This window comes from Aureimonas sp. Leaf324 (assembly GCF_001423245.1).
Taxonomy (GTDB): Bacteria; Pseudomonadota; Alphaproteobacteria; order Rhizobiales; family Rhizobiaceae; genus Aureimonas.
Map to the genome: position 1 here is coordinate 1 of NZ_LMOH01000010.1, position 25,477 is coordinate 25,477.

Annotated in this window: 19 protein-coding genes; 14 read left to right on the forward strand and 5 right to left on the reverse strand. The window is 65.6% G+C overall.

All coding sequences use genetic code 11. From position 1 onward, the window contains the following. Positions 1 to 141: 141 nt before the first annotated feature. Entirely contained in the window at positions 142 to 303 is a 162-nt protein-coding gene (locus ASF65_RS21305) for a hypothetical protein (protein WP_156369205.1), read from the forward strand. Between the two features lie 648 nt (positions 304 to 951). On the opposite strand, the gene ASF65_RS07295 is transcribed toward ASF65_RS21305, so the two are convergent. The 3 genes from ASF65_RS07295 to ASF65_RS07305 form a co-directional block, all read right to left on the reverse strand. Beyond that, on the reverse strand, positions 952 to 1,656 hold the full coding sequence (locus ASF65_RS07295; RefSeq protein ID WP_055887318.1) for a Crp/Fnr family transcriptional regulator: 705 nt from the start codon (positions 1,654 to 1,656) through the stop codon (positions 952 to 954). A gap of 203 nt (positions 1,657 to 1,859) precedes the next feature. After that, positions 1,860 to 2,654 (reverse strand): response regulator transcription factor, encoded by a 795-nt coding sequence (locus ASF65_RS07300; RefSeq protein WP_082505242.1) that lies wholly within the window; start codon positions 2,652 to 2,654, stop codon positions 1,860 to 1,862. Positions 2,655 to 3,988: 1,334 nt separating this feature from the next. Further along, positions 3,989 to 4,237 (reverse strand): hypothetical protein, encoded by a 249-nt coding sequence (locus ASF65_RS07305; protein ID WP_156369206.1) that lies wholly within the window; start codon positions 4,235 to 4,237, stop codon positions 3,989 to 3,991. Positions 4,238 to 4,654: 417 nt separating this feature from the next. Here ASF65_RS07305 and ASF65_RS07310 point away from each other — a divergent pair, with 417 nt between their 5' ends. Continuing rightward, positions 4,655 to 6,001, forward strand: coding sequence for a UDP-glucose/GDP-mannose dehydrogenase family protein (locus ASF65_RS07310; protein ID WP_055887326.1), 1,347 nt, complete (start codon positions 4,655 to 4,657; stop codon positions 5,999 to 6,001). 73 nt (positions 6,002 to 6,074) lie between these two features. Then, positions 6,075 to 7,109, forward strand: a complete 1,035-nt coding sequence (locus ASF65_RS07315; RefSeq protein ID WP_055887329.1) for an NAD-dependent epimerase/dehydratase family protein — start codon at positions 6,075 to 6,077, stop codon at positions 7,107 to 7,109. A 4-nt stretch (positions 7,110 to 7,113) separates the two neighbouring features. Here the strand turns inward: ASF65_RS07315 and ASF65_RS07320 are convergent, their stop codons facing one another. Next, positions 7,114 to 8,046 (reverse strand): methionyl-tRNA formyltransferase, encoded by a 933-nt coding sequence (locus ASF65_RS07320; protein ID WP_055887332.1) that lies wholly within the window; start codon positions 8,044 to 8,046, stop codon positions 7,114 to 7,116. Positions 8,047 to 8,362: 316 nt separating this feature from the next. Between ASF65_RS07320 and ASF65_RS07325 the strand changes: the two genes are divergently transcribed. Together ASF65_RS07325 and ASF65_RS07330 are read left to right on the forward strand one after the other, a co-directional pair. Beyond that, the gene (locus ASF65_RS07325) at positions 8,363 to 9,424 is read left to right on the forward strand and encodes a glycosyltransferase family 4 protein (RefSeq protein WP_244486586.1); all 1,062 of its coding nucleotides are present in this window, start codon (positions 8,363 to 8,365) and stop codon (positions 9,422 to 9,424) included. Continuing rightward, on the forward strand, positions 9,421 to 10,266 hold the full coding sequence (locus ASF65_RS07330) for a sulfotransferase domain-containing protein (RefSeq protein ID WP_055887335.1): 846 nt from the start codon (positions 9,421 to 9,423) through the stop codon (positions 10,264 to 10,266). The genes ASF65_RS07325 and ASF65_RS07330 overlap by 4 nt, the downstream gene beginning before the upstream one ends. Here ASF65_RS07330 and ASF65_RS07335 read toward each other — a convergent pair. Beyond that, the gene (locus ASF65_RS07335; protein WP_055887338.1) at positions 10,263 to 12,293 is read right to left on the reverse strand and encodes an acyltransferase family protein; all 2,031 of its coding nucleotides are present in this window, start codon (positions 12,291 to 12,293) and stop codon (positions 10,263 to 10,265) included. The two genes, ASF65_RS07330 and ASF65_RS07335, sit on opposite strands and share 4 nt — an antisense overlap. A 295-nt stretch (positions 12,294 to 12,588) precedes the next feature. Between ASF65_RS07335 and ASF65_RS07340 the strand changes: the two genes are divergently transcribed. The 9 genes from ASF65_RS07340 (at position 12,589) to ASF65_RS07380 (ending at position 25,407) form a co-directional block, all read left to right on the forward strand. Continuing rightward, positions 12,589 to 14,001 carry a lipopolysaccharide biosynthesis protein gene (locus tag ASF65_RS07340; protein WP_244486587.1) on the forward strand — a complete coding sequence of 471 codons (1,413 nt, stop codon included), beginning with the start codon at positions 12,589 to 12,591 and terminating at the stop codon, positions 13,999 to 14,001. Then, positions 14,001 to 14,966 carry a sulfate adenylyltransferase subunit CysD gene (gene cysD, locus ASF65_RS07345; protein WP_082505245.1) on the forward strand — a complete coding sequence of 322 codons (966 nt, stop codon included), beginning with the start codon at positions 14,001 to 14,003 and terminating at the stop codon, positions 14,964 to 14,966. Before ASF65_RS07340 ends, cysD begins: the two co-directional genes overlap by 1 nt. Then, positions 14,966 to 16,897 carry a sulfate adenylyltransferase subunit CysN gene (gene cysN / locus ASF65_RS07350; RefSeq protein ID WP_082505246.1) on the forward strand — a complete coding sequence of 644 codons (1,932 nt, stop codon included), beginning with the start codon at positions 14,966 to 14,968 and terminating at the stop codon, positions 16,895 to 16,897. The genes cysD and cysN overlap by 1 nt, the downstream gene beginning before the upstream one ends. A 3-nt stretch (positions 16,898 to 16,900) precedes the next feature. Next, positions 16,901 to 18,124 (forward strand): glycosyltransferase family 4 protein, encoded by a 1,224-nt coding sequence (locus ASF65_RS07355; RefSeq protein ID WP_055887341.1) that lies wholly within the window; start codon positions 16,901 to 16,903, stop codon positions 18,122 to 18,124. Between the two features lie 14 nt (positions 18,125 to 18,138). Next, the gene (locus tag ASF65_RS07360; RefSeq protein ID WP_055887345.1) at positions 18,139 to 18,978 is read left to right on the forward strand and encodes a sulfotransferase; all 840 of its coding nucleotides are present in this window, start codon (positions 18,139 to 18,141) and stop codon (positions 18,976 to 18,978) included. A 235-nt stretch (positions 18,979 to 19,213) separates the two neighbouring features. Continuing rightward, positions 19,214 to 21,394 carry a nucleoside-diphosphate sugar epimerase/dehydratase gene (locus tag ASF65_RS07365; RefSeq protein ID WP_055887348.1) on the forward strand — a complete coding sequence of 727 codons (2,181 nt, stop codon included), beginning with the start codon at positions 19,214 to 19,216 and terminating at the stop codon, positions 21,392 to 21,394. Positions 21,395 to 21,481: 87 nt separating this feature from the next. Then, a complete protein-coding gene (locus tag ASF65_RS07370) occupies positions 21,482 to 22,873 on the forward strand; it encodes a hypothetical protein (RefSeq protein WP_055887350.1) in 1,392 nt (463 codons plus the stop codon). A 259-nt stretch (positions 22,874 to 23,132) separates the two neighbouring features. After that, on the forward strand, positions 23,133 to 24,416 hold the full coding sequence (locus tag ASF65_RS07375; protein WP_055887353.1) for an O-antigen ligase family protein: 1,284 nt from the start codon (positions 23,133 to 23,135) through the stop codon (positions 24,414 to 24,416). A 52-nt stretch (positions 24,417 to 24,468) separates the two neighbouring features. Then, on the forward strand, positions 24,469 to 25,407 hold the full coding sequence (locus ASF65_RS07380) for a sulfotransferase (protein ID WP_055887356.1): 939 nt from the start codon (positions 24,469 to 24,471) through the stop codon (positions 25,405 to 25,407). The last annotated feature ends 70 nt before the right edge of the window (positions 25,408 to 25,477 follow it).

A 25,477-nucleotide genomic window follows, 5' to 3' on the forward strand; every position in this document is an offset into this window, starting at 1 on the left:
GACCTTGCCAGCGACAATCAGGATGATACGATCCCAATCGCCGCGACATGATCTGTCTCATTTAGATCGTCGCCAGCGTCTCACTCAGATTGTCGCGCTATACTCTGGACACATCGGCACGAAACCGAATTCGAGGCCAGGATGGCCGACCTCTCGGAACTCGGCCACTCGGACGGCTTCGTCGCGGCCATGCGCCTGGCTCGCGAGAATGGCGCGTGGATGTTCCGCTTTGACGACCATGCCGACACCGTCGACGATCTTCCCATCGGCGGCTACGAGCCAGGCATCCGGCCCGGGCTCTGAGGCGTCGTATCGAGCTTCTGAGCACGTGAGATCGGCAGTTAGCCTAATCCCGTTAGACGCAGTGCAGCGGTTAGCCTAATCCAATTAGCGGTTTCCCAATCCCTTCTAGGATTTAGCTAAGCTATTGATGTTTCTTCCTCTCCTAGGGTTTGGCTAAGCCATTGATGTTTCTACTCTTTTAGGATTCGGCTAAGCCATTGATGTTTGTACGGGGACAAAAAGCCGAATTCCTTTCCGCCACAACCTGCGGCGGAGCGGGCCAACGGGACCGGGTCGATGGATACGCGCTCCGGGCCCGGCAGTTCGAGGATCCGCCGTTTCCAGACCCTTCGTAATCCTTGACTGCCACACGAAACAGGCTCTCGCGGCGGGTGTGAGGGCGAACTTCCGGGCGGATCAGGTCACCGAAGACCTCGGCCGCCCGGTTGCCCTGTCCGGGCGGTCGATGAACACTCGGAGGGACAAGGGTCCTGAGTTTGCCGGTGGGAAGCTCGATCCGTGGATCTGTCTCAGCAAGTTCGAACGGGACGTGTTCAAGCCGGGGACGCGCAAGCGCTTTCGTGACGCCTTGTCCTGCGTGAGATCAGGAATGCGTGCCTGAAAAGTCTCGCGTGCCCGGGCGAGTTTCACGGACGAGAGCCGACAAGATCAGGACATCAGCTTGGCGATATCGGGCACGAGAAGGCGGTCGTCCTCGCGAACGATGATGCCGGCATACTGGAGATGGCTCATAGCGCGCGAGACCGCTTCGCGATAAGTGCCGATCCTGCGCGCGATATCGGAATGCGTGGGAATGGGGTGAATGGAGGCCGATCCGTCGTGCCGGGCGTGCTTGCGGCTGAGGCGCATCAACTCGCTGCGAATCCGTTGACTGACGTCGAGCGTGGTCAACTCGACGACCTGCTCCATCAGGATCTGCTCGCGATCGACCGTGCTTCGCAGGATCGAAAGGGCCAGTTCTCGATCCTGGGCCATGAGGTCAAGAATGGCTGCCGGTTTGATGACAGCGATGGCGCAATCTACGGACGCCTCGACTGCGAAGTTCGCGGTGAAGCCGCCAACCAGTGCAGCTTCGCCTATCAGCGATCCGACGCCCGCCTCGCGGAGGGAGACAACCTTGCCATCTATAGTATAGGCGAAGAACCAGAACTCTCCCCGCGTCACGAAGAAGACCTTATCGAGGAGATCACCGGGTAGGACGATGGTTGAACCCTCTCGAACGTCGATCCATCGGGCATGCCTGTTGAGTTCGCGGATCGTTGCGTCGGACACGCGATAGAACATGGGGAGCGCGCGAAGATCCCTCGCGGTTTCAACGTTGAGGGAGCCGCTGGTCTGCAAGCCTTCACGCATCGAAAACCCCCTCTTTCCCCCAGTCCTTCGTACGAATGACGTCCTATGCCTCTTTGGGTGCGAAGTTCCTGGGGCGGACCGCCAGAAATGTGCTATCGACTGACCCTTTTGGTTATTCTGATTTCGTTCAGATCATGATGCTTTGATAGAGATCAATCCGGTTCCGGAATCCCGGATATCCACCTGGGCATGGCGGCCTTCGATCAATTGCGAACCGATCCTTCCAGCTTGCTCAGCAGATAGACCACCTCGGTTCGATTCCGAGCCTTAAGTCTTTTCATGATATTTCTGACGTGAACCTTCACAGTGCTTTCGCACATGTTCAAGTCATAGGCGATGATCTTGTTGGCCTTTCCCTTTCGAAGGGCGTCGATCACCAGCATCTGTTTCGACGTGAAGAGGCTGGCACTCTCCTCATCAACGTTGGCAGCGGGCCTCTGGCGGATCAATTGCTCGCATCGAGCCAGGATGCTGGCCGGCACATAGATTCCTCCGGCTGCCACCAGGCGCATGGCGCTGACAGCGACCTCTAGGCTGACCGTGGGCGGGATATACCCGCGCACGCCGAGCTCGAAAGCTTGCAGCACATCCGACACATCTTCGATCTCCGACAGGATGACGGTGTCCGTTTCCGGTCGATCAGCGCGGATCTGTGCGATCTGTGACAGGTAAAGGTCCGACTTGGTTTTTGACCAGGCTGCGCAGATCAGGATGATGTTGATCGGTCCGATGGCTGCGGGCGTGGTCTCGAGTGACGTCAGATCTGAGAAGTAATGCAGTTTGAGCGACCCATCGACTGCCTTCAATCCACGTCCAAAGCAGTCCCGGATTAACGGACGATCATCGATGACTGCGATCGTCAATGGGCTTACCCGATCGACACCGTGTCGCTGCTCGTCGGGCCAGGATTCACTGAGGAAACTGCCGATTGCGTGCGGCAAAACTCTTGGGTCGGCTTGGTGGATCCTCGGGAGGGAGGCATCATGCAGAGCGCTCATCGATCGACCTCACAAATGTTGTTTTACAGCATAATTATCATTTAGAGGAATGCGTCAGGCTCGTTTGGCTGGCTCGGTCGCAACTGAATGTCAGGCTTTAACCTCCAGCATTGGGTTAACGAATCTTGAACACCACCCAGAGTTCTGTATGGCCTATTAAAAATTGGTAAGGTGTGAGGAAAAGCACATGCTCAACGAGCAGTGACCGAACGGGCTTTACCGAGTTCGAGATTGCGGTGTTCGATTGTCGATGGTGAGGCTGTCAACGCTTTGACGAGTCATAGGTATTTTGGTCAAAAACGTGCATTTGATTGAGCTTTTCTGAGCAGCCAGACGCTGGCTCTCCGCGGTTTATTTTCCGCTGAGGAAGGGAAGGCAGGAGGCGCGGACTTCGCCGGTCGCTTCAGATAAAAAGACTGCGAAAAGGAAGGCGTGATCAGCCCCCCCTTTTCTCCCGCGTGACTCAGTCGAGTGCGGCGGCAAAGCGGGGGCTTCGAGGACGCTGGTGACCGTCTCTTCGGTGCGGGTAGCGAGGGTACGTCATTCCTTCCGCCGGACCTCCGATCGCGCTGGTTGCGAGTTCAGTCGAGGCGGGCGGCGAAAGCCTTATCGCCATGCGGCAACGTGACCCCCGGTCCAGACTTGCCGGTGGGTGACAGGGCTGCTGCAGTCGCGGTTGGGCAACCAGGTCGGGTACGTCCGGCATCGGGTATCAGGCGATGCTCCGGCCTTGCACCATCGACCATCACGAGAGGCCATGATGCCATATACCCCGCCAGGGTGGCCGAGCGCACGACGGTCGTCTCGCTATCTTGGAACTCCCGCCCTTGGCTGACGCCCTCCTCTTCTGGAGCCTTGTCTCGGCCCCGAACAGGACGCGGTGGGGAACCTGACGTCGCGTCCCTGAACCAGCGTCGGCAATCTCCGCTGGACGCCGAGCCTTACCGGCGGCCGAAGGCACGCGCTGCCGTCCGACACCGGCCGAACACATCCTGCAGAGGCTGCGATTTCGCCCCGTTCTCGTCATGACGGAGGATCGTCCCTGCGGTGCGCGCCGGAGCATCTGCACGCTTTTGCCGACCGGAAAATCTAGCAACCAAGAGGCAGGGGCAGACGCTCTTACGCCCCGGCGGTCCCGGATCCTCGCGCTCAAGCAATCCATCTAAGCAGGCTAGGGCCTGGAATTTGATGGCCGGCTGCAAGCAGAATTGAGTTGAAAAAGAGCTGTGGACCGATCGTCTTGAGGTCCGACTGCGCCGCTGGCGCGGCGTGGCGCGGCGGAAACTGATGTCAGCGGCCGCACGTGTCGGACGTCTTTGAAGGATGGGCGCTGTTCACCACCAGCCGGGCATGCCGAGCCAGCCGAACCAGACTTTCTTGAACGCGACCCAAAAGAAGACCGCTTCCGAAAGGAACATGCACAGGCCCAAGACCAGAAAACCCCGGTCGCTTTCGATGGACTGATCGGCATTTCCTCGGGTGCGGTCGAATTCCTGAAGTTCGGCTTCCTGCTCGGTCAGGCACCGCGCATTGTCGCGACCGTAAAGGACATTCGCATGTCCGGCCATTCCTTGCCCGCCCATGGTCGACCTCCTGTTTTCGCAGCGAACCGTAGCGGGCTGTCTCGGCTCCCTTTCCGGGACCCATCGTTTCCGCAGATGCGGCTCGCCTCCCCCAAATCGTATGGCGTGCCCCCCGAGGGGACAATGTTCGCGCGCTGAACCAGAAGGGCGCAAAGGCCCTGCGATCGGCGAGGTGACGATCGAAACGCATCGCCGATCGATCGTCCCCATTCCCCGAAAGAACACTCCCTGCCCCGGAAGGCGTACCTGCCGCCGACGGTCCGACCGAAAGACCTAGGCGGGCGCCATGGAGGTGAGGGCGCCCCTCGCGCCGCGCCATTTGGGGACGGTCGCCGCCGCCCTATTGTCAATCGACGCCTTGGCCGACCCACCGCACGATGCTCGCATCTCCCCCATGCGAAAGGGCCGAGCGACGCCATGCGGATCACGATCATAGGCTCAGGTTACGTCGGCCTCGTCAGCGGGGCGTGCTTCGCCGACTTCGGTCATGTCGTGACCTGCGTCGACAAGGCCGACCAGAAGATCGAGGCGCTGCGCGCCGGTCGCATGCCGATCTACGAGCCGGGGCTCGCGGACATCGTCTCCAGCAACGTCCAGGCGGGGCGCCTGGCGTTCTCGACCGATCTGGCCGGTCCCGTATCGGAAGCCGACGTCGTCTTCATCGCCGTAGGAACGCCGTCCCGGCGCGGCGATGGTCATGCCGATCTCAGCCATGTGTTCGACGTGGCCCGGGAGATCGCAAGGCACGTCGAGGGATTCACGGTCGTCGCGACGAAATCCACCGTCCCGGTCGGGACCGGCGACGAGGTCGATTACATCATCCGGACGGCCAATCCGGGCGCAGACGTCGCCGTGGTGTCCAATCCTGAATTCTTGCGGGAGGGCGCCGCGATCGAGGACTTCAAGCGGCCCGACCGGATCGTCGTCGGCCATGCCGACCCGCGCGCCGTGGAGGTCATGACCGAGGTCTACCGACCGCTCTACCTCAACGCGGCCCCGATCCTCTTCACCAGCCGGCGCACGTCCGAACTCGTCAAATATGCCGCCAACGCATTTCTCGCGCTCAAGATCACCTTCATCAACGAGATCGCGGATCTCTGCGAGAATGTCGGGGCCAACGTCCAGGAGGTCTCGCGCGGGATCGGGCTCGACAGGCGCATCGGGCCGAAGTTCCTGAATGCGGGGCCGGGCTACGGAGGGTCCTGCTTTCCCAAGGACACGCTCGCTCTCGTCAAGACGGCCCAGGACAGCAACGCGCCGCTCCGGCTCGTCGAGGCGACCGTGGCCGTCAACGACCAGCGCAAGCGAGCCATGGCGCGCAAGGTGGTGGCGGCCTGCGGCGGGCGGGTGCGGGGACGCGCGATCGCCGTGCTCGGCCTCACCTTCAAGCCGAACACCGACGACATGCGGGAGGCGCCCGCCATCTCCATCATCCAGGGGTTGATCGACGCCGGCGCGCGCGTCACCGCCTACGATCCGCAGGGCATGGAGCAGGCCCGCTCGCTCCTCGATCCCCATGTCGCCTATGCCGAGGACGCCTATGCCTGCGCGAAAGGCGCCGATGCGGTCGTCATCGTGACCGAATGGGACCAGTTCCGCGCGCTCGATCTCGACCGGCTGGCGGCCGAGATGACGGGCCGCGTCCTCGTGGATCTGCGCAACATCTATCGCGGCGAGGAGATCGAGAAGCGAGGCCTTCGCTACACGTCCCTCGGCGATGGGCTCGCGACGCTTCCGCTCTCCTATCCGGTGGCGGCGGAATGAGCTGTCCTGTCCTTTTCGATGCCGCTCCTCGGCGGTGTCCCATCGTCCGATCGCGTTGCAAGGTCCGTCCGTCATGAAGATCTTGATCACGGGGACCGCGGGCTTCATCGGCTTTCATCTTGCGAATCGGCTACTGGACGACGGCCACGATGTCGTCGGCTTCGATGCCATGACACCCTACTACGACGTCAGGCTGAAGGCGGCCCGGCACGCGATCCTGGCACGGCGCCCCGGCTTTCGAGCCCTGACGGGACGGGTCGAGGACATGGACGCGCTGCGACATGCCGCTGATCTGGCCGATCCCGACATGGTGGTGCATCTCGCCGCGCAGGCCGGGGTGCGCTACTCGATCGATCATCCGCAGACCTATGCGGACAGCAATCTCATCGGCTCCTTCAACATCGTGGAACTCGCGCGAAGCCTCGAGCTGCGCCATCTGATGCTGGCGTCGACGAGCTCGGTCTATGGCGCCAACACCGCGCTGCCGTTCGCCGAGTCCGACAAGACGGACCTGCCGTTGACCTTCTATGCCGCGACCAAGAAGGCGATGGAGGAGATGTCGCACGCCTATGCGCACCTCTTTTCGATCCCGACGACCTGTTTCCGCTTCTTTACGGTCTACGGTCCCTGGGGGCGGCCGGACATGGCGCTCTTCCGCTTCGTCGAGGCGATCGAGAGCGGGCGGCCGATCGAGGTCTACGGGGAGGGGCGCATGCGGCGCGACTTCACCTATGTCGGAGATCTCGTCGAGGCGATCACGCGGCTGGCCGACTGCCCGCCGACGATCGGTCGACCGGTGCACAGCGAGGCCGTTCGCGACACGCTCTCGCCGGTCGCCCCTTGGCGGATCGTCAATATCGCCGGCGGCGAGCCCGTCGAACTCATCGATTTCGTGACGGCGATCGAGCATTGTCTCGGCAAACGGGCGATGCGCACGATGCTGCCGATGCAGCCGGGCGATGCCCGCGTGACCTTTGCCGACCATCGCCTGCTCGAGGCCTTGACCGGCTATGTCCCGAAGACGCGGGTCGAGGAGGGGGTGGCCGCCTTCGTCCAGTGGTATCGGGAGCACTGGGCGCGAGCGACCTCGGCGCCGGTCCCGGCCTGACGGGTCACATGGTCTTGCGACCCGGACCCAGCCGTGCGTGAACCTTCGGGCGCCGACCGTCCGGCGGCCCGCTCCAAGCGGTGATCTCGATCGTGGTTCCATCGCCGCAGAGAACCGAAAACCCGCGGCCGGTGTGGCCCTGAACCTGTCCGGGCAGGCCGATATGGCGTCCGCGCGGCGCCAGCACGCAGGCTTCTCCGATCCCGATCCGGGTGCTGGAATCGAAGGTGAATGCCCCCGGATAGGGGTCCCCCACGGCCCGCACGAGACGCAGGATCGCCTCGGCCGGCTCACGCCAGTCGATGAGACCGTCCGCCTCGGTCCGCTTGGCGCAGTAGCTCGCAAGATTTTCGTCCTGGGGAATGCCGGCGACCTCGCCGTTCGCGATCCTGTCCAGCGCTTCCGGAACGATCACGGCGAGCTCGCGCTTGTGCTTGTCGTAGAGCGAGCGGGCCGTCTCGTCGTTCGATACGGGAAACAGGCGCTGGGCGACGATCGGGCCGCTGTCGACGTTCTCGTCCAGCCAGAAGACGCTCGAGCCCGACGTCGTTTCCTCCGCCAGGATCGTCCACGGGATCACCGCCCGCCCGCGAAAGCGAGGCAGGGGCGAGGGGTGGTATCCGAGAGTTCCCAGTCGCGCCACCGCTCGAAAAGGCTCGCGGCAGATCTGCGACCAGCCGATCACCATCGTCAGATCCGGCGCCGCCGCCCGGATCGCTTCGACCGTCTCCGGCGCGTTGATATTGGTGGTGAGGTAGACGGCGGCACCCGCTTCCCGCGCCGGACGGGCGAGGTCGGCGAAATCCGAATGGCGATGGGCCGCCTCGGGCGGAAGCGTCACCACCAGGACCGGAACGCGGCCTGCCTGGATCAGGGCTTCAAGCGCGACGAGCGATCCTTCGACCGCTCCGACGAAAACGGTGCGGACCGAACTCATGATCCTTGCGGCTCCCGAATCATCGCTTCGTCCTTCCAGCAACCTCATGGGTCGAGGCCACACCGAAATCCCCCGCGGCCCAAGAACGCCTTTAGAGGTAGGACGAGGATCCGCCACTCGTCCAAAGGCCAGCTGTTCCACCCCGTGTCGGCCGGCATACTGGCGGGGCGCAAAGGATCGGGATCCGGGGAAACGCTTGGGATACGAACGCAATCCGACGACGGTGGAGCCGGCCGCAGGCCCGGCACCCGTTGCGACTGCGCCGGAGAGGATCTGCATCGTTCTGCCCGGACTGGGGGCGGGCGGAACCGAACACGTGGTCAGCGTCCTGGCCAACGAGTGGATCGCCCGAGGCCGGTCGGTGACGATCCTGACGCTCGAGGAACCCGGCGCGGTTCCCTACTATCCGCTCCACCCCGACATCGAGGTCCGGCGTCTGGGCGTTCCGCCCGGCCGTCGCGGTGCGGTCGGGGCGGCCGGTGCCGTCGGCATGCGGGTGCGGCGCCTTCGCCGAGCCCTGCGGGCGGTGCGTCCGGGCATCGTCGTCAGCTTTCTCGTGCGCACCAATGTCCTCACCCTGATCGCGGCCTCCCGCCTCGGCATGGAGGTCGTCGTCTCGGAGCGTAACAATCCGCAGGCGCAAACCGTGGGGCCGGTGTGGAACGTCCTTCGTTCGCATCTGTATCGGCGCGCCTTCGGCCTCGTGACCATGACAAAGGGAGCGCTCGAGTCTTTTCCCGCCCCGATGCGCAAGCGCGGCTGGGTCATTCCCAATCCGGTCGACCTGCCGGGTGCCGGTCGGAGGCGGTCCGACGGCCGGACCCTGACCGCCGTCGGCAGGCTGGTTCCCCAGAAGGGGTTCGACCTCCTTCTGCGCGCCTTCGCCGAGGTCGCCCCCGAATTTCCGGACTGGCGCCTGGTCATCTGGGGCGAAGGAGCCGACCGGGAGGTTTTGGAAGCCGAGCGCGCCGCTCTCGGTCTCGATGACCGGGTCGACATGCCCGGCGTCACCGAGGCGCCGGGGATCTGGGTCGACACCGCCGACGCCTTCGTCCTGTCCTCGCGCTTCGAGGGCTGGGGCATCGTTCTTCTGGAGGCCATGGCCGCAGGTCTTCCCGTGGTTTCCTTCGATTGCCGCTGGGGGCCGCGGGAAATGATCGAGGACGGGGAGAACGGTCTCCTCGTCGAGCCTGAAAGCGTGGCGGCCATGGCCGAGGCGCTGCGGCGCCTTCTGGGAGATTCCAGCCTGCGCCAGCGCCTCGCGGCGGCGGCGCGTGCGAGCAGCCGCCGCTTCACCACCGCGCACGTCGTCGACCGTTGGGACGAGGTCGTCGACGCGGCGCTCGCCGTCCGCCCCCTTTCGAGGTTCCTGCGATGACCATGCTGCACCAGCGCGCGTTCCGAAAAATCGACCGGCGGGTCCGGATGACCTGGGCGGCCGTCGAAGCCGACACGTTCCTCGTGTCCTATCCGAAATCCGGCAGGACGTGGTTCCGCTTCATCCTCTCGCACTACTTCGCATCCGTCGCGCGCGAGGAGGCAACGGTGGATCTGCGCGGAATGTTCGGGGTCGTTCCCAACTACGACCTCGATCCGGTGCGCGGCATTCCGGCGTTCCGCTACAGGCACCGGCGCAGCGAGGTTCCGTTGATCCTCGTGACGCACCACCTCTACAGGCGATCGCTTTTTCTCAACCGGCCGATCATCTTCATGGTGCGCGACCCGCGAGATGTCCTGGTGTCGGCCTATTTCCACGCGACGCGTCACAAGCATCGCTTCGTCGGCGGCATCGACGATTTCATCGCCGACGAGGAGCAGGGGGCGCTCGCGCTCGTTCGCTACCTCAATGCCTGGGGATGGGGCCTTCCCCATCACCGCAGCATCGTCCTGAGTTACGAGGCGCTGACGGCCGAAACGGAGGGCGCCAGCGCACGGGTGATCGAGTTCCTCGGATTCCCGCCTCGGCCCGAACTGTTGAGGCGAGCGGTCGAAGCGTCGCGGTTCGAGGCGATGCGCGAGCGCGAGATCGAACAGGGGCTCCCCGCGCACACCTACGATCGGGGCGATGCGGAAAGCCTGCGGATGCGGCGCGGCGTGGCGGGCGGTTTCCGGGACTATCTGAGCGAGACACAGGCGGACAACATCCTGGCCATCTGCGAGCGCCAGCTGACATCGGCCGCCAAGGCTCTCGTGTCGAAAACCGGCCTTCGGCTCGACTAGTCCGCGTCCCCCTTCGTCCCTTTCGGGTCCCGCGGTTCCTCGAACATGTCGTCGATCACGCTCGCAAGCTGCTCGGCGCCGAACGCACTGAGGTGGTCGTCGTCGCGATACAGCGGCCTGCCATCGATCTCGGCCACGCAGGTCGTCCCGTCGCACAGGCGCAGCGCCGGGGAAATGAACTGAAACCGATGCAATCTGGCGAGCTGCGAGAAGACGTCCTCGACCGCCGCGTTTCGGCGGTGGAAGGCGTCGGCCGTTGTGCGTGGCGGCGGGCGGCTGAAGAGTTTTGCCATGGCCAGCGCCATCGGCGTCAGGAACTCGTTCTCCGGAACGGCGCCGATCACCGTGATGCGACGATCGGACAGCGCGTCGAAGACACGGTCGAGGCCACGGATCAGCGACAGCTTGTTTTCCCGGAACGACACCTCCTTCGACAGCCCATCCGTGTAGAAGGAGTTGGGCTGTTGATACCCCGTTCCCAGTGCCTGGCGCGTCCAGCGCGCGGCGAGGACGACGTCCCGGATCGATGCCTGCGCCTGGATTTCCCAGATCGCCTTCGCGACGAAGGTCGAGCACGAGGCGTTCCGTTTGCCGTCGACAATATGCACGACGCCGAGCATGGGGCGGCAAGCATGTTTCACGAAGACAAGCCCCTTCTGCCGATTGCGCGTCGCAGCCAGCGCGAATGCCGGGATCAGAGCTTCCGCATGGCTGTCTCCGATCACGGCGAACCCCAGGGAAGGCGCCGACAGGTCACCCACGAGGCAGACGCCGGTCAGGTCGGTGCGCGCGCCCGACCATTCGGCGCAATGCAGGCGGCTTTGCGCTGCGGACGGCTCGACCTCGCCATAGGCGAGAAGCCGGTCTGGCAGGCGCTGCGGCAGCCCGCCCGTCGTGTAGAGGGCGACCCCCGTCAGGAAAATGCAGGCCGTGAACGCAGCTGCCCTGCGCAGGACCGCCGCCTCGGGTTGCGCTCGTGGATGACGAAACGGCTCCTCGACGAGACGCCAGGACAGGATGGCGAGGACGATGGAAGCCGCAAGGGCAGCCAGCGTCTCCGGCGCTTCGAGCTCGCGTGCCAGGGCGTAGCGCATGAGCGACAGGACCGGCCAGTGCCAGAGATAAAGCGAGAACGAGAGCCGTCCGACCGTGGTGAAAGGCAGGCTCCCCAGGAGCTTCGATGCACCGAGGCGGTCCTTCCCTCCCGCGCCGATCACCAGCGCCGCGCCCATGGTCGGCAGAAGCGCGGCGAAGCCGGGAAAGGGCGTGCGAGAGTCGAGGGCGGCCACGGCCAGGATGATGAGGCAAAGGCCGAGCCAGCCGGCGCCGCGCGCCACGGCGGGCGAGAGCGTCGGGGCGGGCGTTAGCGCCAGAAGGGAGCCGGTGAGCAGTTCCCAGGCGCGGGACGGCAGGAGGTAGAAGGCCGCCTGTGGTTCCTTGCGCGTGGCCACGACGCCGACCAGGAAGGACGCGACGGCGAGTCCGGCCACGATGCGTCGGCGGTCCCGTGAGTTCATCCTCCAGAGAAGGACGAGGAGGCCGGGGAAGGCGAGGTAGAACTGCTCTTCGATCGACAGCGACCATGTGTGCAGGAGCGGTTTCAGTTCGGCCGGTGCGTCGAAATAATCGGCTTGGGCCCAGAACAGGATATTGGATGCAAAACCCGCCGTCGCGGCGATCGATGCTCCGAGCGAGCGGAAGTCCGACGGAAGGAAGAAGAAGCCGGCGACGATGCCGGTGACGAGGACGGTCGTGAACAAGGCGGGAAAGATGCGCCTCATGCGCCGGACGTAGAAGCCGGCGAAGGTGAATTGGCCGCGCTCCAGCTGGCGGGCGATGATCGACGTGATCAGGAAGCCGGAGATGACGAAGAAGACGTCGACGCCGACGAAGCCGCCCGCAAAGCCGGGAATGCCGGCATGGAACAGAAGGACGGCGACCACGGCCACCGCTCGCAGACCGTCGATGTCGGCCCGATAGGCGACCGTTTCCGGTCCGTCGAACCGGGAGATGAGAACTGGCCGCACGCGGAACCCCCCATATCCGTCCAGGCGGCTGCCGGACAATTGTACCGACAGCTTAGCAACGTCGGATTCGAAATCGCCTTCGGCAAAGGTCGATGCGCCGGCCCGGTCGCGAGACCGCGGCAGTAGGAGCCTACGGCGAACGGCTTAGAGCGCCGGCGCCGGCTTGGCCGGATGGCTGCGTTCGGCGGACGAACCAGACCGAAGGGCTGACTAGCCGCCCCCTTCGCTTCGCGCAGAATGACGCTGCGATGCACTCGACGAAAACGGCCATATCGGCCTTCGCGAAGAGGCGATCTTGGCTCATTCGATCCCCCATTTCGGCCGCGTGCGCGAGGTCCTGCGTACCGTTCGGCAAAAAGGCGCCCATCGCACGCGCATCGCCAATATCGGCCACCTCCTGACGGGGAATTTCCTGGGCTCTCTCTTGGGCCTTGCAGCCTTCGCCCTGTCCGCGCGCGCGCTGGGACCGGTCGACTACGGTCTTCTGGCGATGATCTATACGTTCGTCCGGGTGGTGGAGCGCGTGATCAGTTTCCAGACGTGGCAGCCGATCATCAAGTACGGTGCCGATCTGCAGCATCCGGCGCAACGCGACGATCTGCGCATGCTCCTGAAGTTCGGCTTCCTTCTCGATTTCGCATGTGCGGTCCTGGCGTGGGTCGTCGCGGTGCTCCTCGCCTTTCTGGCGGCCTATTTCTTCTCCTGGCCGGCCGAGACGACGCATCTTGTCCTTCTGTATTCGAGCGTCCTTCTGTTCCAGCTCACCGGCATGCCGACGGCCGTCCAGCGCATGGCCGGCCAGTTTCGCCTCGTAGCTTACGGGCAACTGGTGAATTCCGTGGTCCGCGTCGGTCTTTGCCTCGCCGGCAGCCTGCTGGCGGCAGGACTTCCCTACTTCGTCGCCGTCTGGGCCGGGACGCAGGCCCTCGGCTCGCTGATCATGCTCGCCATGGCGTTCCACACCCTGCGTCGGCAGGGCATCCACCGTTTGCTGACGACGAGCGTACGGGGCGTCACGCGGCGCTTTCCCGGGATCTGGGGCTTCGCCTGGTCGGCCAACCTGTCGCTGACGCTTCGAATGAGCGCGCAGGAGTTCGACACGCTCCTCGTCGGCGCGCTGACCGATCCCGCCGCTGCTGGCCTCTATCACATCGCCAAGCGCATCGGCCGCGTCGGGCAGCAGGTGGGAGCCCAGGTTCAGGCGGTCCTTTATCCGGACGTGACGCGCCTCTGGGCCCAGGGACGGGTCGGGGAATTCAAGCGCCTCATCGTGCAGATCGAGGCGCTGCTCCTGGCGCTCAGCCTCGTCGGCATCGCCGTGATCGCGGTCGTGATCCATCCGCTTCTTCTATGGACGGCCGGACCTCAGTTCCTTGCGGCCTCTTCGCTTGTTGTCGTGCAGATGGTGGCTGTCACCCTGGTGCTGTGCGGCTCGGCGATGCGCGTCGGGCTCCTCGCCATGGGACGCCAGGGAGAGGTCCTGCGCACGGTCATGGTCGGAACGGCCCTGTTCTTCGCCGTCGCGCTGCTCCTCGTTCCGACCATCGGCCCCATGGGGGGCAACATTGCCCATATCGCGCTCGGCATCTGCTGGGTGGGAGGGCTCAGTCTTGCGCTTCGTCGCGCGCTCGCAGAGCAGGAGCCGGTGCGTTCGGATCCGCTCGATCTGCCCCGCGACATCGATCTTCTTGTTTCGAAAGGTGTCTGATGTCCATCGCAGTTCCCCTGTCCGCCGAATCCGGACCGACCGTCTCCCGCACGACGGGAAGCGGGGCCCCTTCGGAGCACCTCCGGCGTCTTGAAGCCGAGGCGATCTTCATCTTCCGGGAAGTCGCTGCCGAGTTCCGCAATCCGGTGCTGATGTACTCGGTCGGCAAGGACTCGGCCGTGATGCTGCATCTGGCGATGAAGGCGTTCTTTCCAGCTCTGCCGCCGTTTCCGCTGCTCCACATCGACACGACGTGGAAGTTTGCCGAAATGATCCGGTTTCGCGACGAGACCGTCGCGCGTCTCGGCCTCGATCTTGTGGTCCATCGCAACGAGGCGGCGCTGGCGGAGGGGATCAACCCGTTCACGCACGGGTCCTCGTTCTACACGCAGGTGATGAAGACCGAGGCCCTGAAGGCCGCCCTTTCGGCCCATCGCTTCGACGCCGCCTTCGGAGGCGCACGACGCGACGAGGAAAAGAGCCGCGCCAAGGAGCGCATGTTCTCCTTCCGCTCGGCCAATCATGGCTGGAATCCAAAGGATCAGCGGCCGGAACTCTGGAACCTCTTCAACACGCGCATCAAGACGGGCGAATCGATCCGCGTCTTTCCGCTCTCGAACTGGACCGAACTCGATGTGTGGGAATACATCATGGCGGAGAACATCCCCATCGTGCCCCTCTACTTCGCCGCTCGGCGACCCGTGGTCGAGCGCGACGGCCAGTGGATCATGGTCGACGACCACCGAATGCCGCTTCGCGAGGGCGAGGTTCCGCAGATGCGCAGCGTGCGCTTCCGCACGCTCGGCTGCTACCCGCTGACGGCGGCCTGCGAAAGCGAAGCCGCAACCCTTCCCGACATCGTCCGTGAAATTCTCGTGGCCCGGACTTCCGAGCGCTCGGGTCGTCTCATCGACCACGACGAGGCCGCATCCATGGAGAAGAAGAAGCAGGAGGGCTATTTCTGATGAGTGCCGTTCTCGACACCTCCCACGCCCGCCCGGAAGCGGCCCCCGCCTTTCCCGGCCTCCTGCCCGGTGCGGACTGCAAGAGCCTCCTGCGCTTCCTGACCTGCGGCAGCGTCGACGACGGCAAGTCGACCCTCATCGGCCGCCTCCTCTACGACACCAAGCTCCTGACCGAGGACCAACTCGCCGCTCTCGGGCGCGATTCCAACCGCCAGCGCGGCGCGACCGAGGACGAACTCGATTTCGCCCTCCTCGTCGATGGGCTGGCCGCCGAGCGCGAACAGGGCATCACGATCGATGTCGCCTATCGCTTCTTCGCCACGGATGCACGCAAGTTCATCGTCGCCGATACGCCGGGCCACGAGCAATACACCCGCAACATGGCGACCGGCGCTTCCAATGCCGATCTGGCGGTGCTCCTCGTGGATGCGCGGCACGGCATCCTGACGCAGACGCGCCGCCATTCCTTCATCGTCTCCCTTCTCGGCATCCGGCACGTCGTCCTTGCGGTGAACAAGATCGACCTCGTCGATTATTCACAGGACGTCTTCGACGCCATCGTGGCGGAATACCGTACCTTTGCAGAGAGCTTCGGATTCCGCTCGCTGCAGGCGATCCCGCTGGCCGCCCGCTTCGGCGACAACATGCTGACGCGCAGCGAGCGGACGCCATGGTATGAGGGGCCGTCTCTCGTCGAATATCTGGAGTCCGTCGACATCGAGCACACGCAGGGCAGCGCGCCGTTCCGCATGCCCGTCCAATGGGTGAATCGCCCGCATCTCAACTTTCGCGGCTTTGCCGGCACGATCGCGGCCGGGTCGGTGCGAACGGGCGATCGGATCGTCGTGGCCGGATCGGGCGTCACCAGCCGCGTCAAGCGCATCGTCACCTACGACGGCGATCTCGAGGTCGCGGCTGCCGGCGACGCCGTGACCCTGACCCTCGAGGACGAGATCGACGCCTCGCGCGGCGATGTCATCGCCGCCGCGGTCTCCCGCCCCGAGGTCTCGGATCAGTTCGCCGCTCACATGATCTGGATGCATGCCGACCCGTTGATCGCCGGCCGGCCCTATCTCGTGAAGATCGGCACGCGGACGCTGACGGCCAGCGTCACCGACATCAGGCACAAGGTCGACGTCAACACGCTGCAGAAGCTGGCGGCCAGGACGCTGGAACTGAACGAGGTCGGCTTCGTCAACCTGTCGACCCACGAGCCCATCGCCTACGACCCGTTTTCGCGTATCAAGGAGACCGGCGCCTTCATCGTCATCGACCGCATGACGAACCTCACCGTGGGGGCGGGGCTGATCGAGTTCGGATTGCGGCGAGCCAACAACATTCACTGGCAGGCGCTCGACGTCGACAAGTCTGCGCGCGCCTCGTTGAAGGGGCAGAAGCAAGCCGTCCTCTGGTTCACCGGGCTTTCGGGCGCCGGAAAATCGACCATCGCCAACCTCGTGGAGAAGCGCCTCCATTCCCTGGGTATCCACACCTACATCCTGGACGGCGACAACATCCGACACGGGTTGAACCGCGACCTCGGCTTCACCGAAGCCGACCGGGTGGAGAACATCCGGCGCGTCGCGGAAACGGCCAAGCTCTTCGCCGATGCGGGCATCGTGACGCTGGTCTCGTTCATCTCGCCGTTCCGCGCCGAGCGGCGAATGGCGCGTGAGATGCTGCAGGAGGGCGAGTTCATCGAGATCTTCGTGGATACGCCCATCGAGGTCGCCGAGACCCGGGACCCGAAGGGCCTCTACAAGCGCGCCCGCCAGGGGCTGATCGAAAACTTCACCGGCATCGACAGTCCCTACGAGCCGCCGGAGCAGCCCGACATCCGGATGACGCCCGACCTGAGCGCCGCCGATGCCGCCGAAGTCGTCGTGCAACACCTGAGGCAGGCGGGCTATCTCAGCGCCGGGACCGCCTGACGCATGGGCTCCCGACACGCCCGGCCGGGCGGCCCGATCCGGATCTGCTTTCCGTTCGTCGGCGACAGGCTGGGCGGAAGTCACATCTCGGCTCTCAAGCTGGTCCAGGCGCTCGACAGGCACTCCTTCGAACCGCGCGTCGTCCTTCATGAGGACGGCGGGCGCCTGGCCGAGTTCCTGCGCGGGGAGGGCATCGGCTACGAGGTCCTGGCCCTGCCGTCGCTGCCCTCGGCGCGCACCCTGTCCGCCGCCGGCGCCGCCCTCCATCTCGCGCGGGTGGTTCCCCGGATCCGCGCATTCCTGGCCGCACACGGGTTCGACGTCGTCCATTCGAACGATGCCCAGATCCACGCGGCCTGGGGACTGGCCGCGCGGCTCGCGGGCGCCCGGCTGGTCTGGCACCATCGCGGCGATCCGAACGCGCGGGGCGCCAATCTTCTCGCGCCTGCGATCGCCGACCACATGATCACGGTCTCGAACTTCGCGCGCCCGAACCGTCCCGCGCTGTCGATGGATCGCCGGGTTAGCGTGATCCACAGCCCGTTCGAGCGCCCTCCCGTGATGCCCGACCGCGCGAGCGAGGCCGCGATGCTGCGCGCCGAGCTGGGCGTGCCTGCCGACACGCGCATCCTCGGGTATTTCGGCAACCTCGTCGAGCGCAAGCGGCCGCTCCTCTTCGTCGACGTCGTCGACCGCGTTCGCCGCGCCATGCCCGACATCCCCGTCGTCGGATGCCTGTTCGGGATCTCGCTTCCCGGACGCGCCGATCTCGTGACCGCCGCCCGGCAGCGGGCGGAAGAGCTCGGCGTCGGTGACCATGTGCGCCTCATGGGCTTTCGCCAGCCGGTGGAGCCCTACCTGGCCGCGACCGACATCCTTTTGGTTCCCGCGGTCGGCGAGCCCTTCGGGCGCGGGCTGATCGAGGCCATGTTCCTGGGTACGCCGGTCGTCGCGACCGCGCACGGCGGGAACCTCGAGGCGATCGAGGACGGGCGGACGGGCTTCCTGGTCCGCCCCGACGACCCGGACGCCTTCGTCCCGCCTGTCGTCGCGCTTCTTCGCGACGGAACCCTGTTCGATCGGGTGAGCCGGGCGGCGCGAGAGCAAGCGCTCCTCGCCTATGGCGTCGAGCGCCACGTGGCCGAGGTCGAGACCGTCTATCGTGCCTTGCGGCTTCGTGCACGTCCCGCGCCCGCCCCGCGCCTTGCCGGCGAAACCCTGTCCTAGAAGCGGATGTCCCCATGCAGGCGGAAAATATCGACTTCCTGATCATCGGCGCGGCCAAGAGCGCGACCACCTGGCTGCAGAAGGCGCTCCAAGCCGATCCGTCGGTCTGCATGCCGGACCCCGAGCTCCACTATTTCAGCCGCAACCACCATCTCGGCGACAAGTGGTACTTCGATCATTTCCCGGTCTCGCCCGCCACCCGCCTCGTCGGCGAGAAGTCGAACTCCTATCTCGACACGCCGGTGGCGCCGCCGAGGGTGCATGCCCTGGTGCCCCACGCCAAGCTGATCGTCCAGCTGCGCAGCCCCGTGGCGCGGGCCTATTCGGACTACTGCATGCTCTATCGGCGCGGCGAGGTCGGCGCCGACATCGACGCCCATCTCGGCGCCCGAGCCGGCAGCTCCAGCCGCTTCCTGAACGGTGGGCTCTATCACGAGCAGATCCTCGCCTATCTCGACTTCTTCCCGAAGGACCGTGTGCTGGTGCTCTTCTACGAGGACATGCTGTCGGAACCCCGGGAGCAACTTCGAAAGGCGCGTGCGTTTCTCGGTCTCGAGACGGAGGCGATCTGGCCGCTTCCGTCCAAGGTCAAGGACCGGACCGCACCGATGATCCCGCGCGGCGTTCGCCGGGTGCTGGCGCCCCTCAACCCGATCCTGCGACAGGTCCGGGACCGGCCGCTGTTCCGTTCGATGCGAAAGGTCGTCGCCCGGGAGGTGGTCTATCCCGCGCTGCCAGCCAGCGTGCGCGAAGGTCTCGTCGACTTCTACGCCAAGGATGCCGCCGGCCTCGGCTCCCTTGTCGGACGGGACCTGTCGAAATGGGTAGCGGGCGGAGTGCCGTCTACCCCTTAAGGGATCCGCGCATCCGATCCTCGGTATTTCGATGCAGATGCCTGTCGATTTGAAGTAGAGTTATCCTTCCGGGCCGAGGGGATATCAATAGAGTGGTGCCGTCACTCTATGCGGATCAGTACCGACCACCGTTTGCTTCGGTTACATGAAAAATTCGATGGTCCTCCGGACGAGCCTGGCGGTGAACGCCGGCTCGTCCCGGCGATCCCATGTCTCATCCGCCCGGAGTGCACAGATGAAGGTCGATTTCGCGCGCGTGAAACCTGCGTCCTCGCCCCTTGGTCTTCACGCGATACCGCTCAAGGGGGCGTCGGCCATCCGGCGGATGCTGAACGGCCCGTCGTCGCCGCCCTGGCCGAACCCGCACGGGAGGGCCGAGGTCTACGCCTATCTCAGGCAGAGGATCGTCAATCGGATCAAGGCGGTCCGCGCCAGCCGATGGTTGTTCGCCAGCGATCTCGCCATGGCTGCCACCGCCTTCCTCCTTGCCTCGCTGGTGAGGCTGGACATCGACGGCCAGGCGCCCGCGGCGGAACGGTTCGAAATGCTTCTGGGCGTCATGCCCTGGTTCGTCCTGACCTCAGCGCTGATCTTCCCGTTCACCTGCCTCTACCGGCGAAACTGGCGATATGCCTCCGTGGGGGACCTCATGGGCGTCGCCCGGGCCGTGGTCGTGGCCACGCTCGGCTTCGCCTTCGTCCTGTTCCTGGGGCGTGAACTCGACGACATGCCGCGCTCGATCCTGATCATCGAGGCCCTGCTGCTCGTCCCGCTGCTGATGTCCGCGCGCATCCGATTCAAGATCGGCGAGATGCAGCGCATCCGCTCGACGACGACGGCGCGTCCCGCCGCCGGCAAGGATCTCGTGCCCGTGCTTCTGATCGGGGCCGGCGACGTCGCCGATCTCTATCTCCAGGCCCTGCAGCGCGAGGAAGCGGCGCGCCATCGCCCTGTCGGCATCCTGGATCGCGCGCCCGGCACCGAAGGCTTCCTCCTGCGCGGTGTCCCCATCCTGGGAAGCATCGCCGATTTCGAGACCGTCGTGGTCGATCTGGAGCAGCGCGGACTGAAGCCGCGTCACCTCATCCTCACGGAGAAGGTCTCCGGCTTCACCGATCCCGACACCAGGGCCCTGATCGACAAGGCGTACCAGCTCGGCATCGCCATCTCGCGCCCCGCCCCCGTCCTCGAGCTGCGCAATCCGAAGTCCGAAAACCAGCTCGAACTGCGACCGATCGAACTGACGGACCTCCTGGAACGCCCGCAGGCCGCGCTCGACAAGGCCGCCCTGCGCCGCATGATCGAGGGCTGCCGCGTCGTTGTGACCGGCGCCGGCGGGTCGATCGGCCGGGAACTGACGCTTCAGGTCGCCGCGCTCGGGCCTGCCGAGATCGTCCTGCTCGAGAACGGCGAGTACAACCTCTATGCGGTCGACCTCGAGCTTGGGGAATCCTTCCCGCAGGTCCGGCGCACCGCCTATCTGTGCAACGTGCGTGACGCCGGGCGTCTGGCGGAGATCTTCGATCGCCACCGTCCCGAGCTCGTCTTCCACGCCGCCGCGCTGAAGCATGTCCCAATGGTCGAGCTGAACCCGTGCGAGGGGATCCTCACCAACGTCATCGGGACCATGAACGTCGCCGATGCGGCGCGGCGCTGCGGCGCGCGCGCGCTGGTCCAGATCTCCACGGACAAGGTGGTGAACGCCACGAGCGTGATGGGGGCGACCAAGCGGCTCGCGGAACTCTATTGCCAGGCGCTCGACCTCGCCTTCACTGGCGAGGACAGCGCCCGCTTCATGACGGTGCGCTTCGGCAACGTCCTCGGCTCCAGCGGCTCTTTGATCCCGCTCTTCGAACGGCAGCTGGCGCGCGGCGGCCCGCTGACCGTCACCGATCCGGAGATGAAGCGCTACTTCATGACGATCCGCGAGGCGGTGGAGCTGACGCTGCAGGCCTCGGCCCATGGTCTGGAAAAGGGGCTCGGGCGCGGCGAAATCTTCGTTCTCGACATGGGCGAGCCGATCCGGATCGTCGACATGGCCCGGCGGATGATCAAGCTCGCCGGCTTTCGCCCCGACGAGGACATCAAGATCGAGTTCGTCGGCTGCCGGCCGGGCGAGAAACTGTTCGAGGAACTCTTCGACGCGGCCGAGCGCCGCGTCGCCTCGCCCGTCCCCGGCGTTCTCGGGGCCGCGCCCGATCCGGTGCCGCTGGAGGACCTGCGCCAGGCCTTCGAAGGGCTTCGCTGTCTGGCGGCGAGCGGCGACGTCGAGGGCGTGATCGCCGGCATCGCATCGACCTTGCCGAGCTATCAGGGCGCGCCGATGGCGAAGGGGTCGCAGGCCAGGGCCGCGCCCGCTCCACACGCGACATCCTTCGTCGCACCGCCGCGGTCCGCGGTCGCCAGGCCATACTGACCGGGCGTGCCGCAGCAGGCTCCGGGGCGACGCCGCGGAGCCTGCCGCGACGCGTTCGTCGTCGATCTCAGTGCAACGGAGCGTTCCATGCCAAATGCCAAATCGCGCGAGACGCACAGGACATTCCCTCCGGCGGCCCCGCTTGGGGCCCTGGCGGCCATCGGCCTCGTGCTGCTCACCGGCCCCGCGGCGGCGATCGAAGCCTTTCCCGGCGCGGAAGGCTATGGACGCGAAGCGCAGGGCGGGCGCGGCGGGCGCATCATCGAGGTGACCAATCTCGACGATGCGGGGCCCGGCAGCCTGCGGGCCTGCATCCTCGAGACGGGACCGCGCAACTGCGTCTTCCGGTTGGCCGGCGTCATCACGCTGCACGGCTCGCTCATGGTCGATGGCGAGGCGGCGGGCGATCTGTCCATCCTCGGCCAGACCGCACCGGGCGACGGCATCACGCTCACCGTGTCTCCCGACTTCGTCGGCAAGACGCGCACGCCGCTGATCCTCCTCCGGACGCATGACGTGTTGGTGCGCCACCTGCGCTTCCGCCCGCAGTTCCCGAACACGGTGAGGAACGTCGACGCCATCACAGTGGAGACCAGCACCCGCGTCTATCTCGACCACGTGTCCGGGTCATGGGCGACCGACGAGAACTTCAACGCCTATGGCCAGACGAGCGACCTCACGGTCGCCTACTCGATCTTCGGGGAGGGGGTGCTGCGCCACAGCAAGTGCGCGCTGCTCGGCTCGGACCCGCGCGGGCCGCAGAACATCAGCTTTTGGCGCAACATCTGCATCTCCAACAACGACCGCAATCCCGACACCAACCACTTCGCCAAGTCCTGCGTCGAGGTCACGGACAACCTCTTCTACAATGCGCGCGCGGCCTGGGCCGAAATCTTCAGCCAGCGCCCGGGCGGGACGCCGATCTCCTATGTCGGCAACTACTTCAAGGCCGGTCCCTCGACGCGCGACGGGATTTCCGCCCTGAACTGGAACGACACTGAGAGCGCGGCCCCGCCCGCCATCTACGAGCGCGACAACGTGATTTGGGCCCCGCCCGGCAAGTCCCTGACCATGGTCGCGGAGGATACCGAGCCGTTCATCGTCGATACGCCCCCCTGTCCGCTGAACGCGCCCACGCTGTCCGACGCCGAGGAGTCCTACAGAGAGGTGACGGCGCATGCCGGCGCCTTCCCGCGCGACAGGGCGGATCGACGCTTCCTTCGGGAGATCGGGCCGATCGGCGAGCCCGGTTCGGGCAAACTGCGCAAGGAGCCGGGCGAGATCGCACCGATCGCACCGGCCGAGCCCTATCGAGACGAGGACGGCGACGGCATGCCCGATTCCATCGAAGCCCGGTTCGGCGCAGATCCGACGGTGCCCGATGCCTTCGCCCATGTGGACGATGCCGGCTGGTCCAGCTTCGACCACGCCATGCAATGGCTTTCGGATGAGAGGATCGCGGGCCGCTACCCGGACTGACGGGTTGCGGCGGCCGTTGGCGGTTTCGGCGCTCCCATGCGTTGCGCCTACGCCTGTTGGATAGGCGCGCCCGTGCCGGCCTGTCCGATCGGGGTATTTGCGAGGCGTCGCGCCGGGAGACACACTGAAGCCTCGTCGCGGCCGGCATCCGATCGACGGCGGGCAAGGGGCTGTCCGCATCGGGTTCGTAAGGGCCGGCCAGGCGGACCGGGCGTCGCTCCGCAGGACCGGCGCGGCACAACTTCGGAGTGGGGTCGGCATGGTCAGCGGCGGGACACGTACGGAAAGCCGCCTGGAGACATGGACGACCTATGCCGGCATCCTGCTCGCGCCCTTCATCAACCTGCGCATCGACATCGCCTTCACCCTGAGCAGCGCCCTCTACAGCCTCGTGTTCGCGATGAAGCTCTATCGCGGCACGATGCCTCGCTCGCCGCTCGGCGTGGTGGCCTGGACCTGGTTCCCCGCCCTGGTGCTGATCGTTGCCGGTCTCCACGTCAGCAGCCTGATCAACGGAGATCCCGTCCGGGGCATGATCCTGACGGTGCAATACGGCTTCGGCTTCCTGGTTCTGCCCTTCGTGCTTCTCAGGCCGACACTGGACGAATGCTACCGGATGCTGGTCGTGTTCGCGACCAGCATCGTCCTCCTCGATCTCCACGGGATCGCGACCTATTTCGTCGTCGGCTACACGCCGAGTTCCCTGGTGGTGACCGGCAACCTGCGGCTGGCGACCCTGATCGCCAATCCCAACGGCGCGGCCTGCATCAACGCCGTCGCCATCCTGGTTCTCGTCTGGCTTCTGGCCGAGGGCCGGATCGGCAAGCTGCTGGGATGGGTCTATCTCGCCGTCACCGTCTTCTCCCTCGTCCTGACGAGTTCGAACACGGGGCTCATCGTGGTTGTCGTCGGCCTCCTCGTCTATGGCGGCCTGACCTTCCAGGCGAAGCACTTCCTGCGCCTCGCCGTCGCCCTGTGCATTCCGGTCGGCTTCGTCGCTGGCGGCGGCCTCGACTATCTGCCCCATACGTTCCAGAAGCGCGTGCTGGCGGCCGTGGTCGAAGGCGATGTGTCCGAAGCCGGCACCTACATGTCCCGCTCCGACCTGAATTGGGAGGCGCTCGACACGATCGAGAAGCGCGAGATCCTCTTTCTCGGTCTGGGCGCCGATCAGTTCCGCGACGTCAGCGTGCAGGAAGTGCCGGTCCACAACGTCTTCCTGATCCTGTGGGTCGAGGGCGGGATCCTGCCCTTGATCGGTTGGCTGATGCTTCTGTCGAGCGGCATCGTCCTGTGGAGCCGGGCCAGGAGCGAGAGGATCATGCGCCGCGGGCGGGCGGCGGCCCTGGCTGCTTTCGCCTGCCTCCTGGTCATCTCCAACGCGCGGGCGCATCTCTACACGCCCTACCTCTACACGGCGATGCTCCTGATCATGGGCCCGACGCTCGCCGGACTGCGGCAGAACGCGCTGTCACGCAGACCCGCGAGCGGCTTCGGCGGCTTGTCCCGCGCGCCCGGCCTTGCCGAGCGTTCCGCGGTCTGAGGCGGGCCCGGTCGAACCGCGCCGGCCCGCCGAACCTTGTCCTGGAGGATCGATGCCCGACCGCACCCGCCCCCCTCGCATCGTCTACATCGCCGGCTACGGCAGAAGCGGCTCGACCCTTCTCGATATGATCCTCGGCCAGCATCCTGCCGTCGTGAGCGCGGGCGAGGTCACGACCTTGTCGCGCCATGTCTGGCCTCGAAGGGAGTACTGCTCCTGCGGCAAGACCGCTCCCGAATGCGAACGCTGGGGCGAGATCGGGTCGACATGGCTGGCGCGGCCGGACGATGCCGCGTCCCTGCCGGCCTATCACCGGCTGCAGGCCGACGTCGAGGCCATCGTCAGTCCGGTCCGCCTGCTCCGGCGGACCCTGTTCCGGCGGGCCTTCGACCGATACGCGGCGCGCACGCTCTCTCTCTTCGACGCGATCCGCTCGCAGTCAGGAAAGGACATCGTGATCGATTCCTCCAAGCTGCCGGGGCGAGCTCTCGCCCTCCACGCGACGGGAGCAGTCGACCTCCGGGTGATCCACCTCGTGCGCGACGGGCGAGGCGTCGCCGCCTCGATGCTCCGCCCCTACGAGGTCGACGCCAAGGCGGGCCTCCAGAAGAAGCTCGTGTCCAAGCCCGCCTTCCGCACGGCCATCCGGTGGTGCCTTGTCAACCTGGCGGCCGAGATGCTGCGCCGGAGGGTCGGACCGCAGCACTATCTCCAGATCCGCTACGAGGATTTCATCGCCGATCCGCGAGCCGGGCTCGCCGCCATCGGAGAACTGACGGGACTGGACTTCGCTGCGATCGCCGACGCGCTCGTGCGGGGGGACGCGATCCATCCGGTGCATCAGATCGCCGGCAGCCGCCTGCGCATGACGAAATCCATACGCCTCGAGCGCAGCGACGACTGGCGCACGCGTCTTTCACCCCGCCAGCGAGCTCATTTCGACCTCCTGGGAGGATGGCTCCTCCGGCGCTACGGCTATCCGAAAGGATAGGGCGGGGGTGATGCCCGCCTCATCCGTTTGGTGCGATGGAGCAAGCCCGCGAAACGTCGGAATAATTTTC